We start from the raw sequence: 25837 nt of genomic DNA on the forward strand, positions 1-25837 counted from the left end.
GAGCACGGAAGACCCGCGCTACCGCACCTGGTTCGAGGGTTATGGCATCTCGGTCCGGACGGATGCGCAAGGAGACTTTGTCGGCGACAAGCGCAAGACGTTTGGCGGTGTCGCAGGCTTTGGCGCGCGGCTCGCGCCGGGTGTCAATCTCGGCTTCTCCGTCGACCAGAGCCACACCGATATCGACGTGCCGCTCGCACTTCAGTCCGCCACGCTGGATCTGACGCAACTCGGCTTCAGCGGCTCGGTCGACAAGGGCCCCTGGACCTGGGCCTTCGCGGTGGTGCACGGCTTCGGCAAGGTCCGCTCCAGCCGGGATACTGGCCTGGGACTTGCGACCGCGGGTTATCGCGCCGCAATCGACGGCGCGCTGACCGAGATCAGCTATTACTGGACCAAGGACCACATGCGCATCGTGCCCAAGGGCGCACTGGAATATGTCCGCGCCACCAGCGTCGCGTTCCAGGAGGTTGGCGGCCTCGATCCACTCAATGTCGGCTCGACGGCGCTCTCGCGCGCGCGCGTCATGATCGGAGCCGAGATCGGGCGCTACTTCATCTTCGACCAGAAGATCCTGGACCTGTCCGCCTACGGCAAGTTCATCGACAATTTCTATCAGAACCTGGGATCGGTGCAGGTCAGCCTCGGGACCCAGAGCATCGTCGTGCCCGGCATCGGCGAGAGCCGCTACGGTACGGATGCAGGCGCCTCGGCCTCGCTCAGCCTGACCAACACGGCGCGGCTCTACGTCAACTACGACGGCAAGTTCCGCAACGAGCTGACGTCGCACCAGGGCACGGTCGGCTTCGAATATCGGTGGTGAAGCGAAGCCTGCCCGCGTCGGCCAGAGGAGGATCCGGAAAACTGCGAAGCGGTTTTACGAAAGCATCATGCTCGAGCTTTAAGTCGGCATTGCCGCGACATAACCCGTCAATCCAAAGGCCGCGCGCGCGGCCGTCATCATCGGCGCCAGCGCGTTCGGGTGGATGAACTCGTCGCGGAAACAGGGATGGATCTTGGGATCGAAGATTTTCTTCAGCCAATCGACCACGATCTTGTGGCGCTCGGAGGCGCGGAACTCTTTATGATAGGTGAGCCAGAGATCGGCGTGGTGGCTGACGCCGAGATCGACGGCAACCAGCGGGGCGCCGAGCGCGATCGAAACCGTCGGCAGGAATCCGATGCCGGCGCCGCGCTCCACCGCATAGAGCACGCCGACCGAGGAGTTGGTCTTGATCCCGACGATGCCCTCGAGCGACTTCAGTCCGAGCACGCGGGCGTAGGCGCCGTCGTCGACCTGCGGGGCGCTCTGCTTGATGATGCGGTGGTTCTTCAGCTCGGCCAGGGTCGCGGGCACGCCGTAGAGGTTTTCGTACTCCTTGGAGACGAAGGGATAGATGTGCAGGCGGCCGAGCTTGGCGATGATCAGATCGGGATTGGTCGGCGGCTCGAGCTGGATCGCGATATCGGATTCGAGCCGCGCGACGTCGGCCTGTTCCATCGCGCAGCGCAGGTCGACGGTGATCTTGCGATAGGTTTTCTGGAAATCGATCAGTCGCGGCAGAATCCAGAAATTGCCGGGGCCTTCCGTCACCGCGACGCGCACGGTGCCTGACATATCGTTCGACGATCGCGAAGCACGCCGGAACACATTGAAGGCATGACGCTCCATGTGCGCGACGTCGGCGATCATCGCGCTGCCTTCGTCGCTGAGCGTGAGCCCGCTCTGGTCGCGCAGGAACAGCTTGCAGTCGATGCTCTCTTCGAGCCGGTCGATCCTGCGCATCAGGGTGGTGGAGGTGAGCCCGAGTTCCTCGGCGGCGTTGCGGAAGCTTTTATATTTTGCGCAAGCTAAAAACAGTTTCAAATCGTCCCAGGACATGTCCAGGGTTTCTTCACGGTGCTGCATCACCGCAGCACCCCGGTGCAATAACTGCTGCATACGCCTGATCCCCAGCCGCTAAGCTCATCGCCATAGCGGGGCACGAAAGCCGCGAACGATAGAGGGGCGACATGAGTATGGAAAGGGGCTCGTTTGCCGCAAGGCATGATTTCGACGCGCTGCCGCTTAGTCCGGATGTCGACGTCCGTCGCGCCAAATTTTCCGAAATCGCCGCGCTTTCGCAGTTGGCGCACCGGCTGGTGCCGGGCGTTCGGATCGGGGCGACTGAGCTTGCAAAATATTTCGCCTTCGATCCCGAGAGCATCCTGACTTTCAGCCGGAAGGGCAACCTTGTCGGCGGCATGGCCTTCCTGTTTCTCAACGATCGCGGGCATGATGCGTTGCTGCTCGACGAGATCTGCCTCACCGCGCCGGAGACGCGCTATCTCGCGTCCGCGAAGGAAGACGTTTCCGCTATCTACATCTGGGCGATCGCGGCGACGGGGCGCGGCGTCGCCGGTCTCGGCAAGGCCGCGGCTCATCTTAGACAGCTAAGGTTTCGCAACGCGGATTGCTATGCGCAGCCGTCAACCGTGGCCGGCCGCGACATCATGAAAGCGACAGGCTTCGAGCCTGTTCCAAGCTTCCAACCCGACCTCTGGTGCTACGAGCGGCCCTGGCATCGGCAGCCGATGCGCATGCCGGGCGCGATCATCCAAGCAAGGAGTTTTGCAGATGCACGGTACTAGGATTCCTCTCGCCAAGCCCGATTCCCGCGCCATCACCATTCGCCTCGCGCGCGATCTCACCGATCTCATGCTGGTCACCTCGATCCGCTCAGCCGTCTATCTCGCCGAGCAGGATTGCCCGTTCGATGAAGAGTTCGACGGCAACGACATGGTCGCCGCGCATTTCATCGGCTATGTCGGCAACGAGCCTGCGGGCTGTCTGCGGGTGCGGTTCTTCGGCGATTTCGCCAAGGTGGAACGGCTTGCGGTGCGGCACCAATACCGGCGGTCGCGGGTCTCGTTCAAGCTGGTACAAGCGAGCGTCGACTATGTGAAGCGCAAGGGCTTTCGCAAGATCTACGGCCAGGCGCAGGACCGGCTGGTCGATTTCTGGGCCCATTTCGGCGCCAAGCCGCTTGGTCACAATCGCAAGATCACATTTTCCGACTTCTCCTACACAGAAATGCTGCTGGAGATCGAACCGGGCCCGGATGCCATTACGCTGGACAGCGATCCTTACGTGATCATCCGCCCCGAGGGCGATTGGGACCGGCCGGGCGTGCTCGACGCCTCGGCAGGACGGGCCGTGACGTCGCCGCTGCGGGACGTCGCGCTCGCTGGTCGTTGAGACTGGTGCAGCTGCGCGCAAAACCATGCTGGTTTCCATCACAGACGATCCGCCGATCCTGGTCTGCGCGGATCTCCAGGTCGAATATCTGACCCCCGGACGTCGCCACGTCATCCTCGACGGCGATGCCGCAACGGCGCGCTGCGTGGAACTGCTGACGTTCTGGCGCGACAATCTCTGGCCGGTGATGCATCTGAAGCGCATCGCGCAGGCGGCCTGGTTCAATCCGGCATCCAAGCTGACCGATTGGATCGCGGAGGCGAAGCCGCGGCCGGGAGAAATGACCTTCGAGCACCCGCTGCCGTCGGCCTACAGTTCGGCGCGGTTTGTGGACTACATGTCCAATATCCGCAATGTCCGTTGCGTGCTCGCGGGCTTTTCCCTGGACGAAACCGTCCTGGCCACCGCTATTGACGGGTTTCACCGCAGTCATCGCTTCCAGGTGGTGGCCGACGCGGTGGCCTGCCGGCAGCCGGGGACTGGCGATGCTGCCGCCTACAAGCATGCGGTAGTGAATGTGATCGGGAATTTTGCTACAATCCAGTCCAGCGCCGAACTGATCAGAACCAGCGGCGCCGTTGCGGTGTAGGCGGCCGCGATCGACGGATGGAGCGGGACATTGTCACGGGGAGATCAGCTCGAGGAGCTGGCAAGCGACCTGTCGCGTGCCGCCGAGGCGGCGCGCCGTCTTGGTCTGCCCACGACGGTGTATCTGCTCTCGATGGCGCTGGTGGAGGTGCGGGAGGCCGCTGCGGCCGATGGCGATGGGAATGACGACGGCGCGGCGTGACAGCTGCCCGATGTGCGACTTTGTGCAACGCTGGTGAGCGCTTGCTGCCGACGAATTGACGTTGCAAGTTTTGCGCGGTGGCAATAGCCAAGGAGCTGGATCATCGAGTGATGACGCTGGCCGCGCCGGCGACGTGACGCTTTCAAGGATGCCCGCAAATGTCCATGTTGCCCAATTCGCAAGAGGCCCGGGATGTGGCCTACCAGCTCCATCCCTACACCAACGCGCGCGCCCATCAGCAGGCCGGTCCCCTGGTGATCGAACGCGGCGAGGGGCCTTACGTGTTCGATGCGTCGGGCAAGCGCTATTTCGAGGCGATGGCAGGCCTGTGGAGCGTCGGACTCGGCTTCAACGAGAAGCGGCTGGTCGACGCCGCGCACAAGCAGATGCTGGCGCTGCCGTTCTATCACACGTTCTCCGCCAAATCGCACGGGCCCTCGATCGATCTCGCCGAGAAGCTGGTCGCGCTCGCGCCTGTTACGATGAGCAAGGTGTTCTTCACCAATTCCGGCTCGGAGGCCAACGACACTGTTCTGAAGTTGATTGCCTATCGTTCCAATGCGCTCGGCCAGCCACAGCGGAAGAAGGTGATCAGCCGGATGCGCGCCTATCACGGCGTCACCATCGCGTCCGCCAGCCTCACCGGGCTGCCGAACAACCACCGCTCTTTCGACTTGCCGCTCCCGAACATCCTGCACACGGGCTCGCCGCATTTCTACAAGGATGGCGCGCCCGGGGAGAGCGAGGAAGCGTTCGCGACGCGGCGGGCCGAGGAACTCGATGCGCTGATCCAGAAGGAAGGCCCGGACACGATCGCTGCGTTCTTCGGCGAGCCGGTGATGGGCGCGGGCGGCGTCATCGTGCCGCCGGCGACCTATTGGGACAAGATTCAGAAGGTGCTGAACAAGCACGACATCCTGTTCGTCGCCGACGAGGTCATCTGCGGCTTCGGCCGCACCGGCAAGATGTTCGGCTGCGAAACCTACGGCATCAAGCCCGACGCCATCGTGGTCTCCAAGCAGATCACCTCGAGCTATTTCCCGCTGTCGGCCATCATGATGAACGATCGCATGTTCGAACCGATCGCCGACGAGAGCAACAAGATCGGCGTGCTCGGCCACGGCTTCACCGCGGGCGGCCATCCGGTGGGCTCGGCGATTGCGCTCGAGAATTTGAAGATCATCGAGGAGCGGGGCCTGGTTGCGCACGCCGCCGAGCTCGGTGGCTACATGCAAGGCAAGCTGCGTGAACTCACCAGCCATCCACTGGTGGGCGAGGTCCGCGGTGTCGGCATGATCGCTGCGATCGAACTGGTGCTGGACAAGGCGCGCAAGACCGCAGCGGCAACGCCGGGCGCCGTCGGCGGCATGGCCAGCCGCATGCTGCAGGAGCGCGGCGTGATCTCGCGCAACATGCTCGATGCCATCGCCATCTGCCCGCCGCTGATCGTCACCAAGGCCCAGATCGACGAGCTGGTCGCGGCGATTTCAGGTGTGCTGGACGACATGAAGCCCGAAGTGGCGAAGCTGACGCCGGCGTAGGGGACGGCGCTTCACGCGTGAGCGTAGCGCTCTATCACACCCCCGATGTCGTCCTGGCCTAGTGCGCAATTGCGCACTAGGCCAGGACGACATCGGGGGGCATCGGGGCTATTCCGCTCGCTGAACCCCGATCACGCGGCCTTTCTCGACCGCCAGCGCCAGCTCGCCGCGCTTCAGTTTCAGGGCGGCCTCGCCGAACAGCTCGCGGCGCCAGCCGCGTAGCGCCGGCACGTCGGCCTCGTCGTCGGCCGCAATCTCCTCGAGATCGTCGACGGTCGCAATCACCTTGCTGGCGACCGCATGGCGCTCCGCGGTCATGCGCAGCAACACCTTCAACAGTTCGACGATCGCGGCGCCATTGTTATTGTTGCGCGGCTTTTCCAGCTTCGGCAGCGTGGCGTGATCGCGCGCCAGCCCGCGCTCGACAGCGGCGACGATGTCGGCGCCCCATTTGGATTTCTCAAAACCCTTCGGCACGGAGCGCAGGTTTGCGAGCTTCTCGATCGTGTTCGGCGCATGGGTCGCGATGTCGCTGACGGCCTCGTCGCGCAGCACGCGGCCTCGCGGCACGTCGCGGCTCTGCGCCTCCTGCTCGCGCCAGGCGGCGACCTCCATTAGGACCGCAAGGTCCTTGGGCTTGCGCACCCGCGTCTTGAGCCGTTCCCAGGCGCGCTCGGGATGGAAGTCGTAGGTCTTGGGCGAGGTCAGGACTTCCATCTCGATCGAGACCCATTCGCTGCGCCGGCGCTTTTTAAGGTCGGCATCGAGCGCTGCGAACACGTCGCGCAGATGCGTGACGTCGGACACGGCGTAGTGCATCTGCTCCTTGGTCAGCGGCCGGCGCGACCAGTCGGTGAAGCGGTGGGTCTTGTCCGGGCGGTGTCCGGTGACCTTCTCGACCAGCGCGTCGTAGGCGATGCTGTCGCCGTAGCCGAGCACCATGGCCGCGACCTGGGTATCGAACACCGGGTGCGGGATGATGCCGGCCTGATGCCAGATGATCTCGATGTCCTGCCGGGCGGCGTGGAACACCTTCAACACGCCCTCGTTGCCCATCAGCTCGAAGAACGGCTTGAGGTCGATGCCCTCGGCCAGGGTGTCGATAACGATCGCTTCCTCGGCGCTGGCCATCTGCACCACGCACAGCAGCGGGTAATAGGTGGTCTCGCGCAGGAACTCGGTATCGACGGTAATGACGGGGTGCTTGGCCAGCCGGCTGCAGGCAGCCGCAAGGTCAGCGGTGGTGGTAATCAAATCCATGAACGGCCCATGACAAGTCCATCAGCCGTTCTGCCGAAAGCGCTGTGATGTCAAGGGGCTCGAAGCGAATTCGAGCCTTGCATTTGGACCGGAATCGCATTTTCCGACGAAATCCTATTCGTAGCGGACCCGCCGGGAGGGTTTGCGCGCGCAGGGCAGTGCCACCACGACCACGCACATGGCGACCAGCGCCAGCCCCAGGAACTCGAAAACCAACAGATCCACGGCAAAATCCCCCAGCAACATTGCTAAACTTGTCGGGGGCGAATTGAGGGTCTGTTAATTCTCGTGGTTACCGGCGGCGGGTCGGGCCGGATGGTGGACGGGGGGTTAACGGCCGCGGCATGCCGTGCAGGCGTCACGGCATCCGGCGTCAGGTCATGAGCTTCGGCAGGGCGGCCGCCAAGGCGTCCACGGCGGCGCGAACTTTCGGCGGCATCCGGGACGAGCGTGGCCAGAGCGCGTGACAGTCGTAGAGAAATCCCGGCTGACCGCTCAACAGAGTGACGAGTCTACCGGCGCGCAGGCGTTCGCGGACTAGCCAGTATGGCAGCCAGGCCAGTCCCATCCCCTGTGACGCGGCGTCCGCGATCGCGTCGAGATCGTCGAGCCTGAGCCTTCCCGCCGGCACGATTTCGCTCGGAGGCTGGCCCTCGCGGGGAAACAGCCACGGCCGGACGCGTCCGGAGCGGCGATAGATGATCGCCTGATGCTGGGCAAGATCGTCGAGCGATTTCGGCTTGCCGTTGGCGCGCAAGTACGAGCGCGTGCCGCACACCACCATGCGCTGGCTTGCGATGCGCCGCGTCATCAGGCCGGATTGATCGTGTAGATCGCCGGTCCGGATCGCAAGATCATAGCGGCCCTCGATGATGTCAGCGATCGGGTCGCCGAACGAGAGATCGAGCTCCAGATGGGGATATCGTCGCGCGAGCTTCATCAGCAAGGGGGCGATGCAGTGCCGGCCCAGCAGGGCGGGCATGGTCACGCGGAGCCGGCCACGCGGCTCGGACAATTCATCGGAAGCGACGGCGTCGGCGGCCACGGCTTCAGCGAGCACAGTGCGGCAGCGCTCGTAGTAGGCTTGGCCAGTCTCGGTCAGGCTCTGGCGCCGTGTGGTGCGGTTGAGGAGGCGGACGCCCAGGCGCTCCTCGAGGAAACGAACGTGCTTGCCGACCATTGGCCCCGACATTTCGAGCGCATCGGCGGCAGCGGCGAACGAGCCCACATCCACCGCCTTGACGAAGACGGCCATGCTGGTCCATGATTGCAAACTCCTGGTTTGGACTGTTCACCTCTCTGCACGCTTTATCCGGCGCCGCCCGGTTGGCATAGCTCCATTGAATTCAATTATTTTTGGAGTGTGTTCATGGCGCGCGTCGTTCGCTTCCACAGACATGGTGGCCCCGAGGTGCTGCGCATCGAGACCGTCGACGTCGCGCCGCCAGGGAGGCGCGAGGTGCAGATCAGGGTCAAGGCCCTCGGGCTCAATCGCGCGGAAGCGCTCTTGCGGAAGGGGACCTATATCGAGACCGCGACCTTTCCGTCCGGCCTCGGTCTCGAGGCCGCCGGCATCGTCGAGGCGATCGGCGAAGGCGTGAGCGGCTTCTCGCCGGGCGAGGTCGTCAGCATCGTGCCGCCCGTGTCGATGGTGCGATGGCCGGCTTATGGCGAGCTCGTCACGTTTCCGGCGGAGTTCGTCGTGAAGCACCCGCCCGAGCTCGGCTTCGACGCCGCGGCCGCGGTATGGATGCAATATCTGACGGCGTTCGGCGCTCTGGTCGATATTGCTGGGCTGGAGCGAGGGGAGTCCGTAGTCATCACCGCGGCGTCGAGTAGCGTCGGGCTTGCAGCGATTCAGATCGCGAACCGGATCGGTGCGATCCCGATTGCAGTGACGCGAACCTCGATCAAGCTGCAGGCCCTGCGCGATGCTGGCGCCGCCGACGTTATCGCCTCCGTGGAAGAGGACATCCGGTCACGGCTGCAGGACATTGTCGGCTCAAACGGCGTTCGCGTGGTGTTCGACGCGGTCGGCGGTCCCATATTTGGGCCGCTCACCGCCGCGATGTCGCCGGGTGGCGTTCTCATCGAATATGGCGGCCTGAGCCCAGAGCCAACGCCGTTTCCGCTGGTCAACGTACTGACCAAGAGCCTGACGCTGCGCGGCTATCTCGTGCACGAGATCATCCGCGACCCCGCGCGGCTTGCTAAGGCGAAGACCTTCATCCTCGACGGGCTGCGGGACGGCGCATTGCAACCGATCATCGCCAAAACGTTTCAGTTTGAGGAGATCGGCGAAGCGCATCGCTTTCTGGAGTCAAACGAGCAGTTCGGCAAGATCGTGGTAACGATCTGAGCGAATGATCGTCTTGAACAAACGATTTCGGCACCCCCGCATCTGGATTATGCCTTCGGCTCGTCCACGTGCGCACCGAGCTTGCCTCACGTCCCGCAGAACGTCTGCAGCACCCGCTGCTCCGGCAGCGGCGGATCGGCGTAGGCTGCATAGTCCGGCTGGCCCTCGAACGGTTTAGCCAGCACCTTCACGAATTCCTCAAACGGCGTGTAGTCGTCATCGTTGACCGCGGCCTGGATCACGGCCTCGACGCGGTGGTTGCGCGGGATGAACATCGGGTTGACGGCGTGCATGGCGGCTTGCCGTTCGGCTGCGGTTTGCGGCTCCAGCGCCGTGCGCTCGTGCCAGCGCCTGGCCCACTCGTCGAACGCCGCGGGGTCCATGAATTGCGCGCGTGCATCGTCAGCAGCCGGATCGCCAGCGGCGTCGCCGAGTTTGCGGAAGGTGAGGGTGAAGTCGGCCTGGTTCTTGGCCATGGCGTCCAGCAGGTCCTGGATCAGCGCGTCGTCGCCGTCGCGCTCCGTGAACAGGCCGATTTTCTTGCGCAGGCCCGCCTGATAGGCGTCGCTGAACGTGTCGGAGAAGGCGCCAAGAATGTCCTGGGCCTCGGCGACCGCCTTTTCCTGATCCTCGGAAAACAGCGGCAGCAGGCATTCGGCAAGCCGGGTCAGATTCCACAGCGCGATGCGCGGCTGGTTGGCATAGGCGTAACGGCCCATCTCGTCGATCGAGGAAAACACTTGCGACGGATTGTAGGCGTCCATGAAGGCGCACGGACCGTAATCGATGGTCTCGCCTGATATCGATGAGTTGTCGGTGTTCATCACGCCGTGGATGAAGCCGACCAGCAGCCAGCGTGCGACCAGATCGGCCTGGCGTGCGACGACGCCACCGAGCAGCGCGTGATAGGGCCGCTCGGCGCCGAGCAGCTCCGGATAGTGCCTGGCGATGACGTGGTCGGCGAGCCGGCGAATGGCATCGGTGTCGCGGCGGACGGCGAAGAACTGGAAGGTGCCGACGCGGATATGGCTCGAGGCGACGCGGGTCAGCACCGCGCCGGGCAGCGCGGTCTCGCGGATGACGTGCTCGCCGGTGACGACGGTAGCGAGTGAGCGCGTGGTGGGGATGCCCAATGCGAACATCGCCTCGCTGACGATGTATTCGCGCAGCACCGGCCCGAGCGCGGCACGGCCGTCGCCGCGGCGGGAGAATGGGGTGGGACCGGAGCCCTTGAGCTGGATGTCGCGGCGGATGCCGTCCTTGTCGATGACCTCGCCGAGCAGGACCGCCCGTCCGTCGCCCAGCTGCGGAACGAATTGCCCGAACTGGTGGCCGGCATAGGCCATGGCGATCGGATCGGCGCCGGCGGGAACCGTCTTGCCGGCCAGGATTTCGGCGCCCTCAGGGGTTTCCAGCACATCAGGATCCAGCCCGAGCTGGACCGCCAGCGGCCGGTTCAGCTTGATCAGCCGGGGCGCTGCCACCGGCGTCGGTGCGACCCGGGCGAAAAAGCTGTCCGGCAGCGCCGAATAGGAGTTCTGGAACGGGAAATGGACTGTCATGGCCTCAAGATAGGCGTGGAACGCCTGATGGCAAAGGCTTGAGCCGAGATTGGGCAAAAATGGCCACTTCCAGCCGAAAACGGGCCGTTCCCTTGGTTGCCGCCCCCGTCCTGCCGAGGTAAACCCTGCCGCAACTTTGAACCTGCCGTTTCGGCGGTTCGATTCGATCCTCCGACATTGAATTTGGGACGACCATGCATCGCTACCGGTCACATACATGCGGCGCGCTCCGCGAGAGCAACATCGGGGAGACGGTCCGCCTTTCAGGCTGGGTCCATCGCGTTCGCGACCATGGCGGCGTGCTGTTCATCGACCTGCGCGACCATTACGGCCTGACCCAGTGCGTAGTCGATCCGGACTCGCCGGCGTTCTCGCAGGCCGAAAAGCTGCGTTCGGAATTCGTGGTGCGGACGGACGGTAAGGCCCGTCGCCGCCCCGAAGGCACCGACAATGACGATCTGCCGACTGGCAAGATCGAGATCTATGTCAGCGAGATCGAGGTGCTGGGCCCGGCCGGCGACCTGCCGCTGCCGGTGTTCGGCGACCAGGAATATCCTGAAGACATCCGCCTGAAGTACCGCTTCCTCGATCTGCGTCGCGAGAAGCTGCACCAGAACATCATGACGCGCGTCGAAATCATCAAGTCGATGCGTCGGCGCATGGAGGGGCAGGGCTTCTTCGAGTTCAACACGCCGATCCTGACCGCGTCCTCGCCGGAGGGCGCGCGCGACTTCCTGGTGCCGTCGCGCATTCATCCCGGCAAGTTCTATGCCCTGCCGCAGGCGCCGCAGCAGTACAAGCAGCTCTTGATGATGTCGGGCTTCGATCGCTACTTCCAGATCGCGCCCTGCTTCCGCGACGAGGATCCACGCGCGGATCGTCTGCCGGGCGAGTTCTACCAGCTCGACGTCGAGATGAGCTTTGTCACGCAGGACGATGTCTTCGCCGCGATGGAGCCTGTCATCACGGGTGTGTTCGAGGAGTTTGCCAAGGGCAAGCCGGTGACCAAGGGCTGGCGCCGGATTCCGTTCGCGGAAGCCTTGCGCAAATACGGCAGCGACAAGCCGGACCTGCGCAACCCGATCGAGATGCAGGACGTCTCCGAACACTTCCGCGGCTCCGGCTTCAAGGTGTTCGCGCGCATGTTGGAGGACCCCAAGAACCAGGTCTGGGCGATCCCGGCGCCGGGTGGCGGCTCGCGCGCCTTCTGCGACCGCATGAACTCCTGGGCGCAGGGCGAAGGTCAGCCCGGCCTCGGCTACATCATGTGGCGCGAGGGCGGCGAAGGTGCCGGTCCGCTTGCCAACAACATCGGTGCTGAGCGCACCGCCGCGATCCGCGCGCAGATCGGCGTGAAGGAAGGCGACGCCGCCTTCTTCGTCGCCGGCGATCCCGACAAGTTCTGGAAATTTTCAGGGTTGGCCCGCAACAAGGTCGGCGAGGAGTTGAACCTCACCGACAAGGAGCGGTTCGAGCTGGCCTGGATCGTCGACTTCCCGATGTACGAGTACAACGACGAGGACAAGAAGGTCGACTTCTCGCACAACCCGTTCTCGATGCCGCAGGGCGGTCTCGATACCTTGAAGGGCCAGGACCCGCTGACCATCAAGGCGTTCCAGTACGACATCACCTGCAACGGCTACGAGATCGCCTCGGGTGGCATCCGCAACCACGTGCCGGAAGCGATGGTGAAGGCGTTCGAGATCGCGGGCTATGGCGAGCAGGAAGTCGTCGATCGCTTCGGCGGCATGTACCGCGCCTTCCAGTACGGCGCCCCGCCGCATGGCGGCATGGCCGCCGGTGTCGACCGCATCGTCATGCTCTTGTGCGGCACCAACAATCTGCGCGAGGTCTCGCTGTTCCCGATGAACCAGCAGGCCATGGACCTCCTGATGGGCGCACCGTCGGAGCCCAGCCCCAAGCAGCTCCGCGAGCTGCACGTGAAGGTGAGCCTGCCGCAGAAGTGAGGCTGTCTCCACAGCGTCATTGCGAGCGAAGCGAAGCAATCCAGAATCTTTCCGCGGAGTGACTCTGGATTGCTTCGCTTCGCTCGCAATGACGGGGAGGGATTTTCGCCGGTCCAACTGCCATCCCCGCGCGCAGCGTCGTTCCCTACAGCCCCGTCGACGCCTCGATCCTGAACTGCGCAAGCGCGCTCTGTGGGTCGGTTTGCAAGAGCTGCATCAATTGCATCAGCGGTGCCTTGGCGCGCGGGGACAGCTTGATGGAAAGCGTCTGGCCCGGCGTCTCGACGAAGCGGGAGATCGCGTCCACGGCCGCGTTCGCATCCGGATTGGCGGAAGCAACTTGCTCGCGTTTAGCCTTGATGCTCTCGACGAGCGCCTGGCGTGCGGTATCACGGCTGACATTCTGCATGCGCGCGAACTGCGCCGCGACGAGATCGATGACGCCGCTGTCGCGCAATGAGAATTCGAGCGTGCCCGCCTCGATCCGGGCCGCCTGGCCCATGAGCTGGGCCGGATCGGCCGAAAACACCTCGCGTGGTACGTTGCCGAGCGCCATACGCAGTTGCGCTCTTGCGATGCCTCCGATGTCGAGGGTCGCGGGCGTCAGAGCGAAGCTGTTGGACTGTTCGGTCCAGGCAGCGCCGAGATCGAGGTCGATAGCGAGCTTGTCGATCCCGCTGGCAATCAATGGAAGCTGTTTTGGACCGGATGGATCGGCTGGCGTGACAAATTTGGCAACCACATGCGCCTTGCTCGGGATCGAGCCGACCAGCTGCCCCCAGTCCAGGCTCAGTGTGTCGATCATGACCAGCTTATTGGTGGTCTTGAACGGCGCCGTCACGCCCTTGATCTCCGCGCCTGCGAGCACGCCGAACAGCCCGAGCATCTGATCCGGCGAGGGCGCCCGCCCGGCAGTGGTGAGGCTTGCTGCCCAGCGCATCAAACTCGCCGTGCTGAAGGACTTCAGCGCAAAGCGCTCCATCTTGAACTGTCCCTGCGGAGACGGCGCGTCGACGCCTTCGACCGCGAACTCGCCGTCGCGAAATCGGATGGCACCAACCGTGGCCGTTCCTTGCGGCGTGCCGACCGACATCTTGCCGATTTCGGCCTTACCGATGCGAAGACCCTCATAAACTCCGGCGAGCTTCTCCAGCAGCTCGCGTGCCTGCGCCGGAGTCGGCGGGGCCGATTGATCCCGTGGCAGCGCGGCAAATATCTCGGCCAGCCGGAATTTCGACGGCTGGACGGCGATGTCTTCCATGGTGAACCCGTCGACATCCACTCGCATCCCCTGTGCCGATTTGAGCGCATAGGGGCCCGTCGAGACCTGCCGATAGACCCGGCGATAGCTGTCGTCGCTGGCCGTCTGCGGATCGAGCGCGGCGATGATCGCGGTCGCGTCGAAATCGTTGACGATGATGTTCGACGATTCACCCGTCAGCTTGTCCGTCTTGCCGGGTTGCTTCACGTCGACCGAGATCACGGCGCGGTCCGACTTCATCCCGTCGATCTTGCCGTGCTTTAGGTTCTGGATCGCCAGTTCGGAATAGGTGACCTCGCCGCTGCCGGCGGCGCGGGAATCGAAGCTGATCGTGAGGGTCGGAGCTGTGAGCGACGATGCAGCGACACTCGCATATTGGCCGAGCACGTAGCGGTACATATCGACCAGCGAGCTGTCCGCCGGCACCTGACCCGCCTGAACAGGACCGGCATAGTCGCGCATGACCAGGTGCGGGATCTTGTACGCGACCTTCAGCTTGGCAGCGCCGATCTGGTCCAGCGTAACCTCGAGCCCGGTGATGTCGACGGCGTCGGCCGAGATCCTTGTTTCGTCGATCTGGCGAACGCCCGTGCCCTTGATGGCGGCGATCCTGATCTGCGCCTGCGGTGCCTTGCCCGGCGTAACCGCGATGTCCTCGATCGTGAGGGTGCGCGTGGGCAGATCGAAGGCGATCTTGCCGTAGCTAGCCTTGCCGCCTTGCTTGCGGATTTGCTCGAACGCGGTCTCCACCTCGGCGGTGACGCGATGTTTTGCGTAGAAGCTGAAGCCCAACCATCCGCCCGCGCCCACCACGGCCACGACGATGAAGCCGATCAGGATTCACTTCATTCCCAGCTCCAGTTGCTCGCGTTGCAGCACGCAACCTGCCATATTCGCAAAGCAACGCGCGGTCCAGGGAAAGCGAGCGCTATCAGATATTTGACCGCGCGCCCTGTTGATGGGGCCGCAATCGGATGTTGCCACCGGGCCGCCCGACGTGCTTCATCCCGTTTCCATGACCCGGAAATACCACCCGAAGGCGGGCCGGTCAGGACAACGTAGTTTGAGGCCGGTAACGCGAGGCAAGACACCGCATGTCGTCCTATTCTGATGATCTCCACCAGGCGGCGCTGGCCTATCATCGGCTGCCGCGCCCCGGAAAGCTCGAGATCCAGGCGAGCAAGCCGCTCGCCAACCAGCGCGACCTCGCGCTGGCCTATTCCCCCGGCGTCGCCGCCGCCTGCATGGAGATCGCCAAGAACCCCGCGGAAGCGGCGACGCTGACGATACGCTCCAATCTGGTTGCCGTGGTTTCGAACGGCACCGCCGTGCTCGGCCTCGGCAATATCGGCCCGCTGGCCTCGAAGCCGGTGATGGAGGGCAAGGCGGTCCTGTTCAAGAAATTCGCCGGCATTGACGTGTTCGACATCGAGATCGCGGCCGACACCATCGAACGCGTGGTCGAGACCGTGGCCGCGCTCGAGCCGACCTTCGGCGGCATCAATCTCGAGGACATCCGCGGACCGGAATGCTTCGAGATCGAGGCGCAGCTCAAGGAGCGCATGAAGATCCCGGTCTTTCACGACGACCAGCACGGCACCGCGATCATCGTCGCCGCCGCGATCACCAACGGTCTGCGCCTGAACGGCAAGAACCTGTCGGACGTGAAGATCGTCGCATCGGGGGCAGGGGCCGCAGCGCTTGCGACACTGAACCTGCTGGTGTCGATGGGGGCGCAGCGCAAGAACATCTGGGTCTGCGACATCGACGGCCTTGTTCACGAAGGCCGCAACACCACGATGGACCGCTGGAAGGCGGTCTATGCGCAGAAGACCGACAAGCGCACGCTCGCCGACGTCATCGGCGGCGCCGACATCTTTATCGGCCTCTCCGCACCGGGCGTGCTCAAGCCCGAGATGGCCAAGGCGATGGGCGACAAGCCGCTCATCATGGCGCTCGCGAATCCGACGCCGGAGATCATGCCGGAGGAGGCGCGCAAAGCCCGTCCCGACGCCATGATCTGCACTGGCCGCTCCGACTATCCGAACCAGGTCAACAACGTCCTGTGCTTTCCCTTCATCTTCCGTGGCGCGCTCGATGTCGGCGCCACCGCGATCAACGAGGAGATGAAGCACGCCGCCGTCGAGGCCATCGCGCAGCTCGCGCGCGAGGCGCCGTCCGATGCGGTCGCGCAAGGCTTCGATACCGGCGAGACGCAAGGGTTTGGCCCGGGCTCGCTGATCCCGAGTCCCTTTGATCCGAGATTGATCCTGCGCATCGCGCCGGCGGTGGCGAAGGCCGCGATGGAATCGGGCGTTGCGACCCGGCCCATCACCAATTTCGACGAGTACACCGCGTTGCTCGAGCGCTTCGCCTTCCGCTCCGGCCTCGTCATGAAGCCGATGTTCGCCAAGGCCAAGACCCAACCGGTGCGCGTGATCTACGCCGAAGGCGAGGATGAGCGCGTGCTGCGCGCCACCCAGGTGGTGCTGGAAGAGAAGCTGGCGATGCCGATCCTGGTGGGACGTCCGTCGGTGGTCGAGGCCCGCATCGAGCGCTTCGGCCTGTCTATCAAGGCCGGCAGGGACTTCGACCTGGTCAATCCCGAGGACGATCCGCGCTACCGCTCCTACGTGCAGTCCTATGGCGAGGTCGCCGGCCGCCGCGGCGTGACGCCGGATGCGGCGCGCACGGTGGTGCGCACCAATAACACCGTCATCGCGGCGCTCGCGGTGGTGCGCGGAGAGGCGGACGCCATGCTCTGCGGCGTCGAGGGCCGCTACATGAGCCATCTGCGCCATGTTCGCGAGATCGTCGGGTTCACCCCGGGAATCAGCGACTATGCGGCGCTGGCGCTGCTGATCACGAGCAAGGGCGCCTTCTTCATCGCCGACACCCAGGTGCGGCCCAATCCGAGCGCCGAAGAGCTCGCCGAGATCGCCTCGCTCGCGGCGGTCCACGTCCAACGCTTCAACATCAAGCCGAAGATCGCCTTCGTCTCGCATTCGGATTTCGGCAGCTACGACACGGAATCCTCGCGCAAGATGCGCCGGGCAACCCAGCTCCTGAAGGAGAAGCATCCGGAACTCGAGGCCGACGGCGAGATGCAAGGCGACACCGCGCTCTCGGCCGCCGCGCGCAAGATGGTGCTGCCGCACTCCAAGCTCGAGGGCGAAGCCAACATCATGATCATGCCAAGCCTCGACACCGCCAACGTCGCCTATCAGATGATCAAGTCGCTGGCGGACGCGCTCCCCGTCGGGCCGATCCTGATCGGCCCGGCGCGCCCGGCTCACATCCTCACCCCGTCGGTAACGGCGCGCGGCATCCTCAACATGACCGCAGTGGCTGTGGTGGAAGCGCAGGAGCGCGCGTCGCGGCAGCAGCCGACGTTGTTTACGTAGGCCGTGCGTGGCCTTCCCCTCTCCCCTTGTGAGAGAGGGTGGCTCGCCGCGGAGCGGCGAGACGGGTGAGGGGTTGCTTCCGCGCGCACATTTCTCACGGTTGAATTTGCAGAGCGAGACCCCTCATCCGGCACTGCACCTTCTCCCACAAGGTAAGAAGGTGCAGTGCCGGGCCACCAACTTTGAATTGCTCGCAGTTAGCCATTTCCCCGTTTGTAAACCGGCGAATGTATCTTCATAATCGCGAAGTGCTTTCGCGAGAATTCAAAAGCCTGAGCAAAGAGGCCGATCATGCCAGCGTTCGTGACTTTCGGGCGGATCCTGTTCGCCGTGCTGTTCATCTACACGGGTGCGGCAAGACTGTTTGCCATGCAGGCGACCGTTGATTTCATCGCCGCCAAGGTCGTGATGCCCGACATGATCGCGCCTTACGCCAAGCAGATCGAGACGGCGACGGCCATGACCACGCCGCAACTGCTGGCGATCGCAGTCGGCGTGCTCGAGATCATCGCAGGCGTGATGATCGCGCTGAATTTCGGCGCGCGCTTCTTCGCGATGCTGATGATTATCTATGTCGCGGTCGCGACCTTCCTGTTCTACGACTTCTGGAACCAGGTGCCGCCTGACAACGGCAAGATGCTGGTCGACGCGCTCAAGAACCTGTCGATCATCGGCGCCCTGTTCATGATCATGGGCTACGGGCGCGCCACGCGTCCGGCCGAGGCGGCCTACGGGGACGTATAAAGGTTAAGCCACTACGTCCTGCGCCATGGCGTCACCGTCACGTCATGCGCGGCGTCGAGCAGATACGGCGCGCCCGGCTTCATCCCGTGTGAGGCCAGCACCTCCTGAGGCGTGCGCCCCGGTACTTCGACAAAACAGCCCTCGCCGCCGGGCAGCCGAAGGTGCGGGGCTTCCGACAGCCAGAACGTATCGTAGCGATCCATGAACATGTCGAACACGACGGGGCCGCCGATGATTGCGATGGTGCCGGAAGCGACATTGGCGAACGCACAGGCGTCCTCAAAGCTGGCGTGAGCCGGATTCCACAAGGTCGCGTTCGGCATCTCGGGATCGACGGTCAGAGTCTGGATCTTGCGGGTCAGGATCAGGCGCTTGCGCTTGGGTGAATTCGGCTGCTGCTCATGCGAGTGACGGCCGTGCACGATCAGCGCGGCGCGATCGAGCGCCTGCTCGAAGAACAGCTTGTCCCCTTCGAACTTCAGGCTGTCGGGCATGACATGCTCCGCGTCGGCGAGCATGCCGTCCGCGGAGACGATGACGTAGCCTTCGATGCGAAAGGACAATGGCGCGGCTATTCGGAGACCGTCGTCACGACGCTGTTGACTGGCCGGTTGCTCACCGTCGGCAGCTTGACGTCCTTGAGCAGCTCCTGGTCGTATTCCGGCAGCGTCGAGGCCGGGAACTTGGCGCGCATCGCCACCACCTTGTAACCGCCAGCCTTCAGGCGCTTGAGCAATTCGGGCAGGGCTTCCGCAGTGTGCTTCTGGAAGTCGTGCATCAGGATGATGCCCTTGCCCTTGCTGTCGAGCTTCTTCATGACGGTCTCGACCACCTTCTCGGGCTTCGAGGCCTTGAAGTCGAAGGAGTCGATGTCGCAGGAGAAAATCGCCGTGTTGCGGTTGCCGAGATAGGTGACCATCTCCGGCGGATGCTGGAGCGCCGGGAAGCGGAAGAAAGGCGAGGGCGAAATGCCGCCGAGCGCCCATTTCACCGCGGAAAGACCCTTCTCGATCTCTTCCTTGCGCTGCCCTTCCGTGAGCTTCTTGTTGTTGAGGTTGGCGTGCGACCAGGTGTGGGTGCCCACGGTATGGCCGGCCGCGTAGACCTGCTTCAGGATCTCCGGCTCGTAGGTCGCGTGCTTGCCGATCGAGAAGAAGATGCCGGTGGTGCACTCGTCGGCGAGCGCCTTCAGCACCGCGGGCGTGTTCTTGGGCCAGGGGCCGTCGTCGAAGGTCAGCACTACCTCGTGGTCGCGCAGGAAATCGAGCTCCTTGAAATGCTCGAAGCCGAAGCCAGGACCGCCCGTGGTGTCGATCTCGACGGTGCGGGCGACCCCAAGCGCGCCCGGCGTGTTGCAGGCTGCGCGGGCGGGCTGCGGCGCCTGCTTAGGCGGCGGAGGATTGACGAAGCCCGCCGGCGCGGCGGCTGCTGCAGGAGCGGGTGCGGGAGCTGCAGCGGGCGCAGCCGCAGCCGGTGTTGCCGCCGGTGCGGCCTGCGTCGCGGCGGCGGGCTTTGCAGCCGGGGTCTGCGACCATGCCGCGCCCGTCATCGCCAGAGACATCGCGCTTGCCAATATCAGTCCTGCCGCCACACGCATGGTGTTGTCCTCGAGATTGATCCCGTTGTTCCGCCGCGGCTTTTCGCCTTCGGCAAAACCATCCTGCCCATAACAATCCTAGCCTAGATGGTGGGCCCTCGCCATTGCAACGGCTGTTTGGCGCGCCAGCCCAATTGTGCCCAACCGGGTTGGGGACGCGTGGCGTCAAGTGTCGGCCAGCGCCTTGGCGATCGCCGTCTTGATCCGCGTGTCTGTCGGTTCGACCGCGGATGCAAAGACATCGGCGATATAGCCCTCCCGGCCGATCAGATATTTGTGGAAGTTCCAGCGCGGAACTTCTCGCGGGCGCGCCTCTGCCGCCCATTTGTAGAATGGATGCGCCTTTGCACCGACCACGATGGCCTTGGCCGCGATGGGGAAGGTAACGCCGTATTGGTGGTGGGCGGTTTCCGAGATCTCACTGGTGCCGCCGGGCTCCTGTCCGCCGAAATCGTTGGAGGGCACGCCAATGACGGTGAGGCCGCGTTCGCGAAACTCGCTCCAGATGTCTTGCAGGCCGGCATATTGCGGCGTGTAACCGCAGAGCGAAGCGGTGTTCACCACCAGCAGCGGCCTGCCAGTGAAGGCCGCAAGGCGGATGTCGTCGCCTGACAATGCCGGGAAAGAGAAGGCGTAGGCGGAAATTCGGCTCATGCCGCCATCCGCCAGTGCACGCGTCGCCGGCGCCAGCGTGCCTGCAAAGGCGGCGATGAGTATGGTCCTGCGGTTCATCATAACGGCGTCCCCCGAAATGATCCGGGGCGCATGTTACCCCGTCGGTGCGAGCGGCGTCGTCAACACGGCGTTATCTGCCGCGATGAGGCGCGTTAGTACAGGCGGACGATGAAATCGGTGCCTTCGCCAGTCTCGCCCTGGTTGATGCCCTGGTCGGAGACGATGATCGAGCCGCCCGATGTCAGCATTTCGTTGATCCTCGCGATCGTGTCGGCCGGGATCGAGACGCGGTCCAGGGCCTCGGCTGGACTGTCCGGCGGGACCACAGGCTTTACGGCGACGGGAATCACCGCCGCGCCACGTTGGCGGCCTGTCACGCGGCCGTCATCTTCGCGCGCGGCAGAACGGACCGACACTGGCAAGGACACCACCGACCAATGCAGCGCATTGGAATCGGCCTTGTCGATTTCGGCGGTAAAGACATGCGTGCCGAGCGGCCGATCACTCGCGGCGATTGTGACAGGCACCTCGAACAGCGGCGCAAAGTTCTGCCGCACGTAGAGCTTGGAATCCTTGCGGCTGATGAAGACCGCGATCTGGCCCGCTCGCTTGGGCGCTTCAGGTTTTGCCACGGGCGCCGGATCGGCAACGCGGGTTTCGTCCTTCTTGACGTCGGTCGTGGCCGCCTGCGCTGGCGCCGCGGCCGGTGCATCGGATGTCTTCGCGAGTTCGGACTTCGGCGTCTCCGCGGCGTCGACAGGCTTCGCTTCAGTGTTCGCGGGCTGCGCGGCGTCTCCGGCCTCTGGCTTGGCCGCGTCCGCCGCCTCAGCGGGCTTGGTCTCGGGCTTTGCCGTTGTCTCGGTGTTGTCGGCCGATGCCGGGGCCTCCTCGCGGGCTGGGGCATATCCGGTGGTCACGTCCGACATCACGGTGTGGCCGACCGACGAGCGCAGCTCGGGCACGCCGTCGGCGCTGGCGGTTTTCGTTTCAACCGGCTTTGCTTCAGTGGCCGCGGTATTGGCCGTGCCCTTGTCGGCCTTGTCGCCGGCATTGGTCTGCGGCTCGAGGCTGGCCGCGGGTTGCGGTGGCACGCGCAGCGAGGCAAGCAGCGGATGTGAGAACTTCTGCGGCGACATCTGACCGGGCGAAACGATCACGCGCGCGCCCATCCTGGTCCAGTTCCACATCTTCACCGCGAACGCCATCGGCATGCGGATGCAGCCGTGCGAGGCTGGATACCCCGGCAGCACGCCGGCATGCATGGCAACGCCCGACCAGGTGATCCGCTGCATGTACGGCATCGGCGCGCCGCTATAGATGTTGGAGTGGTGGAATTTGTGCTTCTGGATGACGCTGAACACACCCATCGGCGTCGAATGGCCCTTCATGCCCGTCGAAACCGGGGATTCCGCGAACACGCCTTTGCTGTCGTAGACCGTGACCTTCTGCCGGTCGATCGAGACGACGATGACGAGAGGACCTTGCGGTTTGGTGCCGGCTTCTTTTTCGGCAACAAGGTCTTTTTTGCCGACCGCACCGCGCTTCTGCGGTTTCTGGCGCGGGACGTCGAGATGGCGCTCCTGGCGCCCGTAGGACCCGTCGGAATAGTCCGTCCAGTAATAAAACGCTGCGTCCGCCTGGCTTGCCGTGCCGATCGCACCCGCCGCCGCCAAAATGGCGACCTGCCAAAGCCGCGTCGGCTTGGCAGAAAAACCGGCCCCGTTCACGCTGTTCATCCTCGAATCCATAATCCAAATCAGATGTTAGTCTCTCAGAGGGGATACGCGTTCACCAGCATGGCGGTTCTGCCATCAGCTACATTGTCCAAAGCGTAGCAAAAAAGCCTCACGGAGCGGTAAACGGCGGCCGTGTCGGCTTGCCGGTCGTCTTCCTGATCGGTCGCCTCATCCCTACATTGCTGGAAGTTGTTACCGGAGAGGTTCATGTCATCTCGTTTCCGCAGTCTTTCCAGCATCCGCTTGAAAGGCCTCGCTTTATTCCTCATGGCGTTGACCGTGCCGGCAGCGTCCGCCTTCGCCGCCGACGAGCCGGATCTGATCTTTCGCCGCTCGACCGTGTTCAAATGGATGAGCCCGAACGACAAGCTTGCGACCTACGGCCTCGACGATCCTGAAGTCGAGGGCGTGGCCTGTCATTTTACGGTGCCGGAGAAGGGCGGCTTCAAGGGCTGGCTGGGCCTTGCCGAGGAAGTCTCGGACATTTCGCTCGCCTGCCGTCAGGTCGGCCCGATCAAGTTCAAGAACAAGATGGAGCAGGGCGACGACATGTTCCGCCAGCGCCGCTCGCTGTTCTAAGAAGATGCAGATCGTGCGCGGCTGTGACGCGAAGCGCAACGTGCTGGTCTACATGGTCTATTCGGACAGGCTGATCGAGGGTTCGCCGAAGAACTCGACCTCGACCGTGCCGGTCATGCCGTGGGGACCGGCGGACGCCAACGTCCAGAAGTGCGGAGAGTTCTTCACTCAGTGACGCTCTTGCGTTCACTCAGTGACGCTCTCGCGTGCACTCAGTGAGGGGTTTGCGTTCACTCGATGATGTCAGCGCGGATGGCGCGCGGTTTTGCAAGATGCGAGCCGGTCAGCCGCACGAATGACTGCGGCGTGGCCTCAAAGCCCCGGCTCGATTGTAGCGCCATTTCGCCAGGCGAATGGGCACTGCTGTGAACAGGTCGTTGCTCCCGGCGGTCCGTTCGTTGGTCCGCATCGCGCGTCGTTGCGCGATTCTGCGCGGTCATGATGGCTGTTCCTCACATGAACGCGCTCGGCGATGCTCGGGCGTCCTCGGTCTCGATAGCTTGGGTCGCAGTCGAAGCGCCCCCGGTTCGACAGGACCCAGCCTTCGTTCGGCTTCTCTTCAGCAGAAAAACGTAAAACGCATGTGAAGGGTGTGAGGCGGGATCATGACGGCGCCGGCGTTCCGCGGCGCATCCGAGCTCGCCGGAACCTGCCAGGCTACATTGGGTGACCGCACGACCCATCTGAAAAGATTGAGATTTTCCATGGAATATGTCGTCGCCTCGAGCGGGACGAAACAATTCTCACGGAGACGAAACCATTTTCCGGCTTTGGCGCATCACGCGCGAAACCGCCCATGGTTATCAACCTCACAACGACGACGGCGCACGCCGGCCACCGAATTCGGAGAGAACTTCATGCGCACGCTCAGCCTCATCCTTGCTTTCGGTTTCGTGCTCGCCGGCTCCTCGTTCGCAGGCTCGCCGGACGGCAATGTCCCGGGTATCGGTACTTTCCAGTACAGCGGCTCGCCGATCATGATCCCGGCACCGCAGCCGATCGTGGTTGCCGCGCGCTTCTGATCGCCAACAAGAAAAATCAGCCAATAAAGGCCATCATGCTTGCTCGTTCCTGCGCCGCGGCGTTCATATCCCTTCTGACGATCAGTGCCGTTCAGGCGCAAGTGCGCTCTCCCTCCAGATTACCCGATCCCCGTACCGAGTTCGTGAGGCAATGCGCGCCGCGCATGCTCGGGCGATGGGAGCATCCGGAAGAGGTCTGCGGCTGCCTGCACGATCATGCTGCCGCCGTCGTCGAGGATCGCGATCTTCGCGAGGCCCTGCTGCGCGGCATCAGCGAGACCGGAGTGCCGACGATCGAGACCGATTGGGTGCCGGCCGCAAAGCAGATCGAAATCGGCCCGACCTTCACCAAGATCGCCAAGCCGACCCTGCAATGCATGTTCGACCCGGCGAAGTAGCGCTCAGCGCTTTGATTTCGGACCAAATCGCGACACGCAGATGCTCGTCCGTGCGACGCCCTTGTCGGTCATTTTGGCGCCGCGCACTTCCTTGACCTGTCCGGCGGGGCAGGTTCCGTCGTCCACTTGCACGCGCTGGCCGAGCTTGAGATCGACGATGTCCTGCTCGCGTCCGACCGAGCCTGCGCGCGCCGTCGCGGCGAGTGCGATGAAGATCAGGAGCGAAAGGCAAGTCGCGCGGCGTAGCAGCATGGGGTGAGCTCCCGGCATCGATGTCGCAATGTAGGGAGCGGCAGCCGATTCTCATAGTGAACGTTCATCATGCCCGCCGGGCCGGCGTGCGCCTCGCTCGCAAGGCCACTCGCGATTCCCGCGCGAGTCGTTCGGCGGAGGCCACGAGCTTCGAAACCGCGTGGCCGGAAAATCCCAGCACGAAACCGGGCTGTGGGCGCGCGCGTGAATAGGTGTCGGCCAACAGCCAGCCTTCGGCGCTCGCGGCCTGCTTGGCTTTCGCCGCCACAGACAGATCGACCGAGGGATCGAACCGGGCGACTAGATGCAGACCCTGTGATGGGACCGGCACCGACAGCACGCCATCGGATGCGGCTTCGAGCCTCCCGGCCAGCGCGTCGCGCGCCTCGCGGTAAAGCTTGCGCACGCGCTTCAGGTTCGCCGCGAACGCGCCGGAATTGAGCATGTCGGCCACCGCGCCCTCCATCAGCGTGCCGGGAAAGCGGTCGAGCGCGGCCCGCGTCGCGGCGACATCCGCAATCAAGCGCTCGGGCAGGGCGCAATAGCCGATGCGCAGGCCCGGAAACAACGTCTTCGCGAACGTGCCCATGTAGATCACGCGCTGGAGGTGATCGATACCGGCCAGCGACATCAGCGGCGCGCCGTCGTAACGGAATTCGCTGTCGTAATCGTCTTCCAGCACGAAGGCGCCGGCCTGCCTGGCCCAGTCCAGCAGCTCGAGCCGCCGCGGCATCGACATCTGCACACCCAGCGGAAACTGGTGCGACGGCGTCACATAGGCTGCGCGCGCGGACGGCGCCGCTGCGCGGCCTTTGGCGACCCGCATGCCGTGCGCGTCGACGGGAACGGAGACGGCACGATAGCCGCAATGCGCGATGGTTTTCCGCGCAGCGGGGTAGCCGGGGTCTTCGCACCAGACCTGGTCGTTGGGCTTCAGGATCGCGCTCAGCACGATGCGCAGCGCGTGCAGCGTGCCCGACGTCAGCATGATCTGATCGGGATCGCAGCGCAGGCCCCGCGCCGACAACAGATGATCGGCGATCGCCGCACGCAGCTCGCGGCTGCCACGGGGATCGCCATAGTGCAGATGCTCAGCGCCGAAGGCGCGCATGCGACGGCCGACAAAGGCGCGGAAACGCTGCACGGCGCGCGCGTCGATATGGGTGCAGCCGAGCGAAAACGCGCCTTGCCCGGGCGTTTCGACGCTGATCTTCGGCCGCTTCGGCTCAGCCGCGCGCGCGGGGATGCGCGCGGCGACGAAGGTGCCGGAGCCGACGGTGGCGTCGGCAAAGCCGTCGGCAATCAGCCGCTCATAGGCGGTGACGACGGCATTGCGCCGAAAGCCGGTCTGTTTGGCCAGCGTGCGCGACGGCGGCAGCGGCTCGCCGGGTTTCACCAGACCGCCGACGATCATCTCGCACAGTGCCTGATACAGCCGGTGCGCCGACGAGG

General features: G+C 64.2%; 26 protein-coding genes and 1 pseudogene. 13 read left to right on the forward strand and 14 right to left on the reverse strand.

The window, feature by feature from the left end; translation table 11 throughout:
• On the forward strand, window positions 1-823 hold an 823-nt coding region (locus IVB32_RS41870), incomplete at its 5' end, for an autotransporter outer membrane beta-barrel domain-containing protein (RefSeq protein WP_247413182.1).
• 78 nt (window positions 824-901) lie between these two features.
• On the opposite strand, the gene IVB32_RS41875 is transcribed toward IVB32_RS41870, so the two are convergent.
• Window positions 902-1942 (reverse strand): LysR family transcriptional regulator, encoded by a 1041-nt coding sequence (locus IVB32_RS41875; protein ID WP_247368359.1) that lies wholly within the window; start codon window positions 1940-1942, stop codon window positions 902-904.
• A gap of 71 nt (window positions 1943-2013) precedes the next feature.
• Here IVB32_RS41875 and IVB32_RS41880 point away from each other — a divergent pair, with 71 nt between their 5' ends.
• The 5 genes from IVB32_RS41880 (at window position 2014) to IVB32_RS41900 (ending at window position 5569) form a co-directional block, all read left to right on the forward strand.
• Window positions 2014-2631 carry a hypothetical protein gene (locus tag IVB32_RS41880; protein ID WP_247368356.1) on the forward strand — a complete coding sequence of 206 codons (618 nt, stop codon included), beginning with the start codon at window positions 2014-2016 and terminating at the stop codon, window positions 2629-2631.
• Window positions 2618-3238 carry a GNAT family N-acetyltransferase gene (locus IVB32_RS41885; protein WP_018456283.1) on the forward strand — a complete coding sequence of 207 codons (621 nt, stop codon included), beginning with the start codon at window positions 2618-2620 and terminating at the stop codon, window positions 3236-3238. Before IVB32_RS41880 ends, IVB32_RS41885 begins: the two co-directional genes overlap by 14 nt.
• Before the next feature lie 25 nt (window positions 3239-3263).
• The gene (locus tag IVB32_RS41890; protein ID WP_247360631.1) at window positions 3264-3827 is read left to right on the forward strand and encodes an isochorismatase family protein; all 564 of its coding nucleotides are present in this window, start codon (window positions 3264-3266) and stop codon (window positions 3825-3827) included.
• Between the two features lie 30 nt (window positions 3828-3857).
• Window positions 3858-4028, forward strand: coding sequence for a hypothetical protein (locus tag IVB32_RS41895; RefSeq protein ID WP_007591915.1), 171 nt, complete (start codon window positions 3858-3860; stop codon window positions 4026-4028).
• Window positions 4029-4186: 158 nt separating this feature from the next.
• Window positions 4187-5569, forward strand: a complete 1383-nt coding sequence (locus tag IVB32_RS41900) for an aspartate aminotransferase family protein (protein WP_247368353.1) — start codon at window positions 4187-4189, stop codon at window positions 5567-5569.
• 108 nt (window positions 5570-5677) lie between these two features.
• On the opposite strand, the gene rnd is transcribed toward IVB32_RS41900, so the two are convergent.
• The 3 genes from rnd to IVB32_RS41910 all read right to left on the reverse strand — a co-directional run bounded on the left by rnd (window position 5678) and on the right by IVB32_RS41910 (window position 8102).
• Window positions 5678-6829, reverse strand: coding sequence for a ribonuclease D (gene rnd, locus IVB32_RS41905; protein ID WP_018456286.1), 1152 nt, complete (start codon window positions 6827-6829; stop codon window positions 5678-5680).
• Window positions 6830-6943: 114 nt separating this feature from the next.
• Window positions 6944-7075 (reverse strand): hypothetical protein, encoded by a 132-nt coding sequence (locus IVB32_RS42900; protein ID WP_018456287.1) that lies wholly within the window; start codon window positions 7073-7075, stop codon window positions 6944-6946.
• 127 nt (window positions 7076-7202) lie between these two features.
• A complete protein-coding gene (locus tag IVB32_RS41910) occupies window positions 7203-8102 on the reverse strand; it encodes a LysR family transcriptional regulator (RefSeq protein WP_247413185.1) in 900 nt (299 codons plus the stop codon).
• A gap of 96 nt (window positions 8103-8198) precedes the next feature.
• Between IVB32_RS41910 and IVB32_RS41915 the strand changes: the two genes are divergently transcribed.
• The gene (locus IVB32_RS41915) at window positions 8199-9188 is read left to right on the forward strand and encodes a zinc-dependent alcohol dehydrogenase family protein (protein WP_247368347.1); all 990 of its coding nucleotides are present in this window, start codon (window positions 8199-8201) and stop codon (window positions 9186-9188) included.
• A gap of 86 nt (window positions 9189-9274) precedes the next feature.
• Here IVB32_RS41915 and IVB32_RS41920 read toward each other — a convergent pair whose 3' ends face one another.
• Window positions 9275-10750 carry a protein adenylyltransferase SelO gene (locus IVB32_RS41920; protein WP_247368344.1) on the reverse strand — a complete coding sequence of 492 codons (1476 nt, stop codon included), beginning with the start codon at window positions 10748-10750 and terminating at the stop codon, window positions 9275-9277.
• A gap of 194 nt (window positions 10751-10944) precedes the next feature.
• Between IVB32_RS41920 and aspS the strand changes: the two genes are divergently transcribed.
• Complete coding sequence (gene aspS / locus IVB32_RS41925) at window positions 10945-12717, forward strand: aspartate--tRNA ligase (RefSeq protein WP_247368341.1); 1773 nt, start codon at window positions 10945-10947, stop codon at window positions 12715-12717.
• A gap of 145 nt (window positions 12718-12862) precedes the next feature.
• Here the strand turns inward: aspS and IVB32_RS41930 are convergent, their stop codons facing one another.
• Window positions 12863-14797 (reverse strand): hypothetical protein, encoded by a 1935-nt coding sequence (locus tag IVB32_RS41930; protein ID WP_346658550.1) that lies wholly within the window; start codon window positions 14795-14797, stop codon window positions 12863-12865.
• Window positions 14798-15072: 275 nt separating this feature from the next.
• On the opposite strand from IVB32_RS41930, the gene IVB32_RS41935 reads away from it, so the two are divergent.
• Together IVB32_RS41935 and IVB32_RS41940 are read left to right on the forward strand one after the other, a co-directional pair.
• Window positions 15073-17382 (forward strand): NADP-dependent malic enzyme, encoded by a 2310-nt coding sequence (locus IVB32_RS41935; protein ID WP_018456292.1) that lies wholly within the window; start codon window positions 15073-15075, stop codon window positions 17380-17382.
• Between the two features lie 291 nt (window positions 17383-17673).
• On the forward strand, window positions 17674-18126 hold the full coding sequence (locus tag IVB32_RS41940) for a DoxX family membrane protein (protein WP_018456294.1): 453 nt from the start codon (window positions 17674-17676) through the stop codon (window positions 18124-18126).
• A gap of 11 nt (window positions 18127-18137) precedes the next feature.
• Here the strand turns inward: IVB32_RS41940 and IVB32_RS41945 are convergent, their stop codons facing one another.
• The 5 genes from IVB32_RS41945 to IVB32_RS41965 form a co-directional block, all read right to left on the reverse strand.
• Complete coding sequence (locus tag IVB32_RS41945) at window positions 18138-18689, reverse strand: dihydrofolate reductase (RefSeq protein WP_247368339.1); 552 nt, start codon at window positions 18687-18689, stop codon at window positions 18138-18140.
• Between the two features lie 8 nt (window positions 18690-18697).
• Entirely contained in the window at window positions 18698-19723 is a 1026-nt protein-coding gene (locus IVB32_RS41950; RefSeq protein ID WP_247413188.1) for a polysaccharide deacetylase family protein, read from the reverse strand.
• Between the two features lie 165 nt (window positions 19724-19888).
• Window positions 19889-20458, reverse strand: coding sequence for a glutathione peroxidase (locus IVB32_RS41955; protein WP_247368335.1), 570 nt, complete (start codon window positions 20456-20458; stop codon window positions 19889-19891).
• A 92-nt stretch (window positions 20459-20550) separates the two neighbouring features.
• Complete coding sequence (locus tag IVB32_RS41960) at window positions 20551-22134, reverse strand: L,D-transpeptidase family protein (protein WP_085384887.1); 1584 nt, start codon at window positions 22132-22134, stop codon at window positions 20551-20553.
• Between the two features lie 35 nt (window positions 22135-22169).
• A complete protein-coding gene (locus IVB32_RS41965; protein ID WP_247368334.1) occupies window positions 22170-22343 on the reverse strand; it encodes a hypothetical protein in 174 nt (57 codons plus the stop codon).
• Here IVB32_RS41965 and IVB32_RS41970 point away from each other — a divergent pair.
• Window positions 22342-22888, forward strand: a pseudogene (locus tag IVB32_RS41970) (CreA family protein). The gene IVB32_RS41965 and the pseudogene IVB32_RS41970 sit on opposite strands and share 2 nt — an antisense overlap.
• A gap of 55 nt (window positions 22889-22943) precedes the next feature.
• Here the strand turns inward: IVB32_RS41970 and IVB32_RS41975 are convergent.
• Window positions 22944-23153: a hypothetical protein gene (locus IVB32_RS41975; RefSeq protein ID WP_204511014.1), complete on the reverse strand. Its 210-nt coding sequence runs from the start codon at window positions 23151-23153 to the stop codon at window positions 22944-22946.
• A gap of 417 nt (window positions 23154-23570) precedes the next feature.
• Between IVB32_RS41975 and IVB32_RS41980 the strand changes: the two genes are divergently transcribed.
• Window positions 23571-23735: a hypothetical protein gene (locus tag IVB32_RS41980; protein WP_018456302.1), complete on the forward strand. Its 165-nt coding sequence runs from the start codon at window positions 23571-23573 to the stop codon at window positions 23733-23735.
• A 35-nt stretch (window positions 23736-23770) separates the two neighbouring features.
• Window positions 23771-24133, forward strand: coding sequence for a hypothetical protein (locus tag IVB32_RS41985; RefSeq protein WP_247368332.1), 363 nt, complete (start codon window positions 23771-23773; stop codon window positions 24131-24133).
• Window positions 24134-24136: 3 nt separating this feature from the next.
• Here the strand turns inward: IVB32_RS41985 and IVB32_RS41990 are convergent, their stop codons facing one another.
• Together IVB32_RS41990 and IVB32_RS41995 are read right to left on the reverse strand one after the other, a co-directional pair.
• Complete coding sequence (locus IVB32_RS41990) at window positions 24137-24385, reverse strand: DUF6719 family protein (RefSeq protein ID WP_085352966.1); 249 nt, start codon at window positions 24383-24385, stop codon at window positions 24137-24139.
• 67 nt (window positions 24386-24452) lie between these two features.
• Window positions 24453-25837 (reverse strand): PLP-dependent aminotransferase family protein (locus IVB32_RS41995; protein ID WP_247413191.1); only part of this gene is annotated, 1385 nt, incomplete at its 5' end.

Source organism: Bradyrhizobium sp. 23, from assembly GCF_023073295.1.
Taxonomy (GTDB): domain Bacteria; phylum Pseudomonadota; class Alphaproteobacteria; order Rhizobiales; family Xanthobacteraceae; genus Bradyrhizobium; species Bradyrhizobium canariense_D.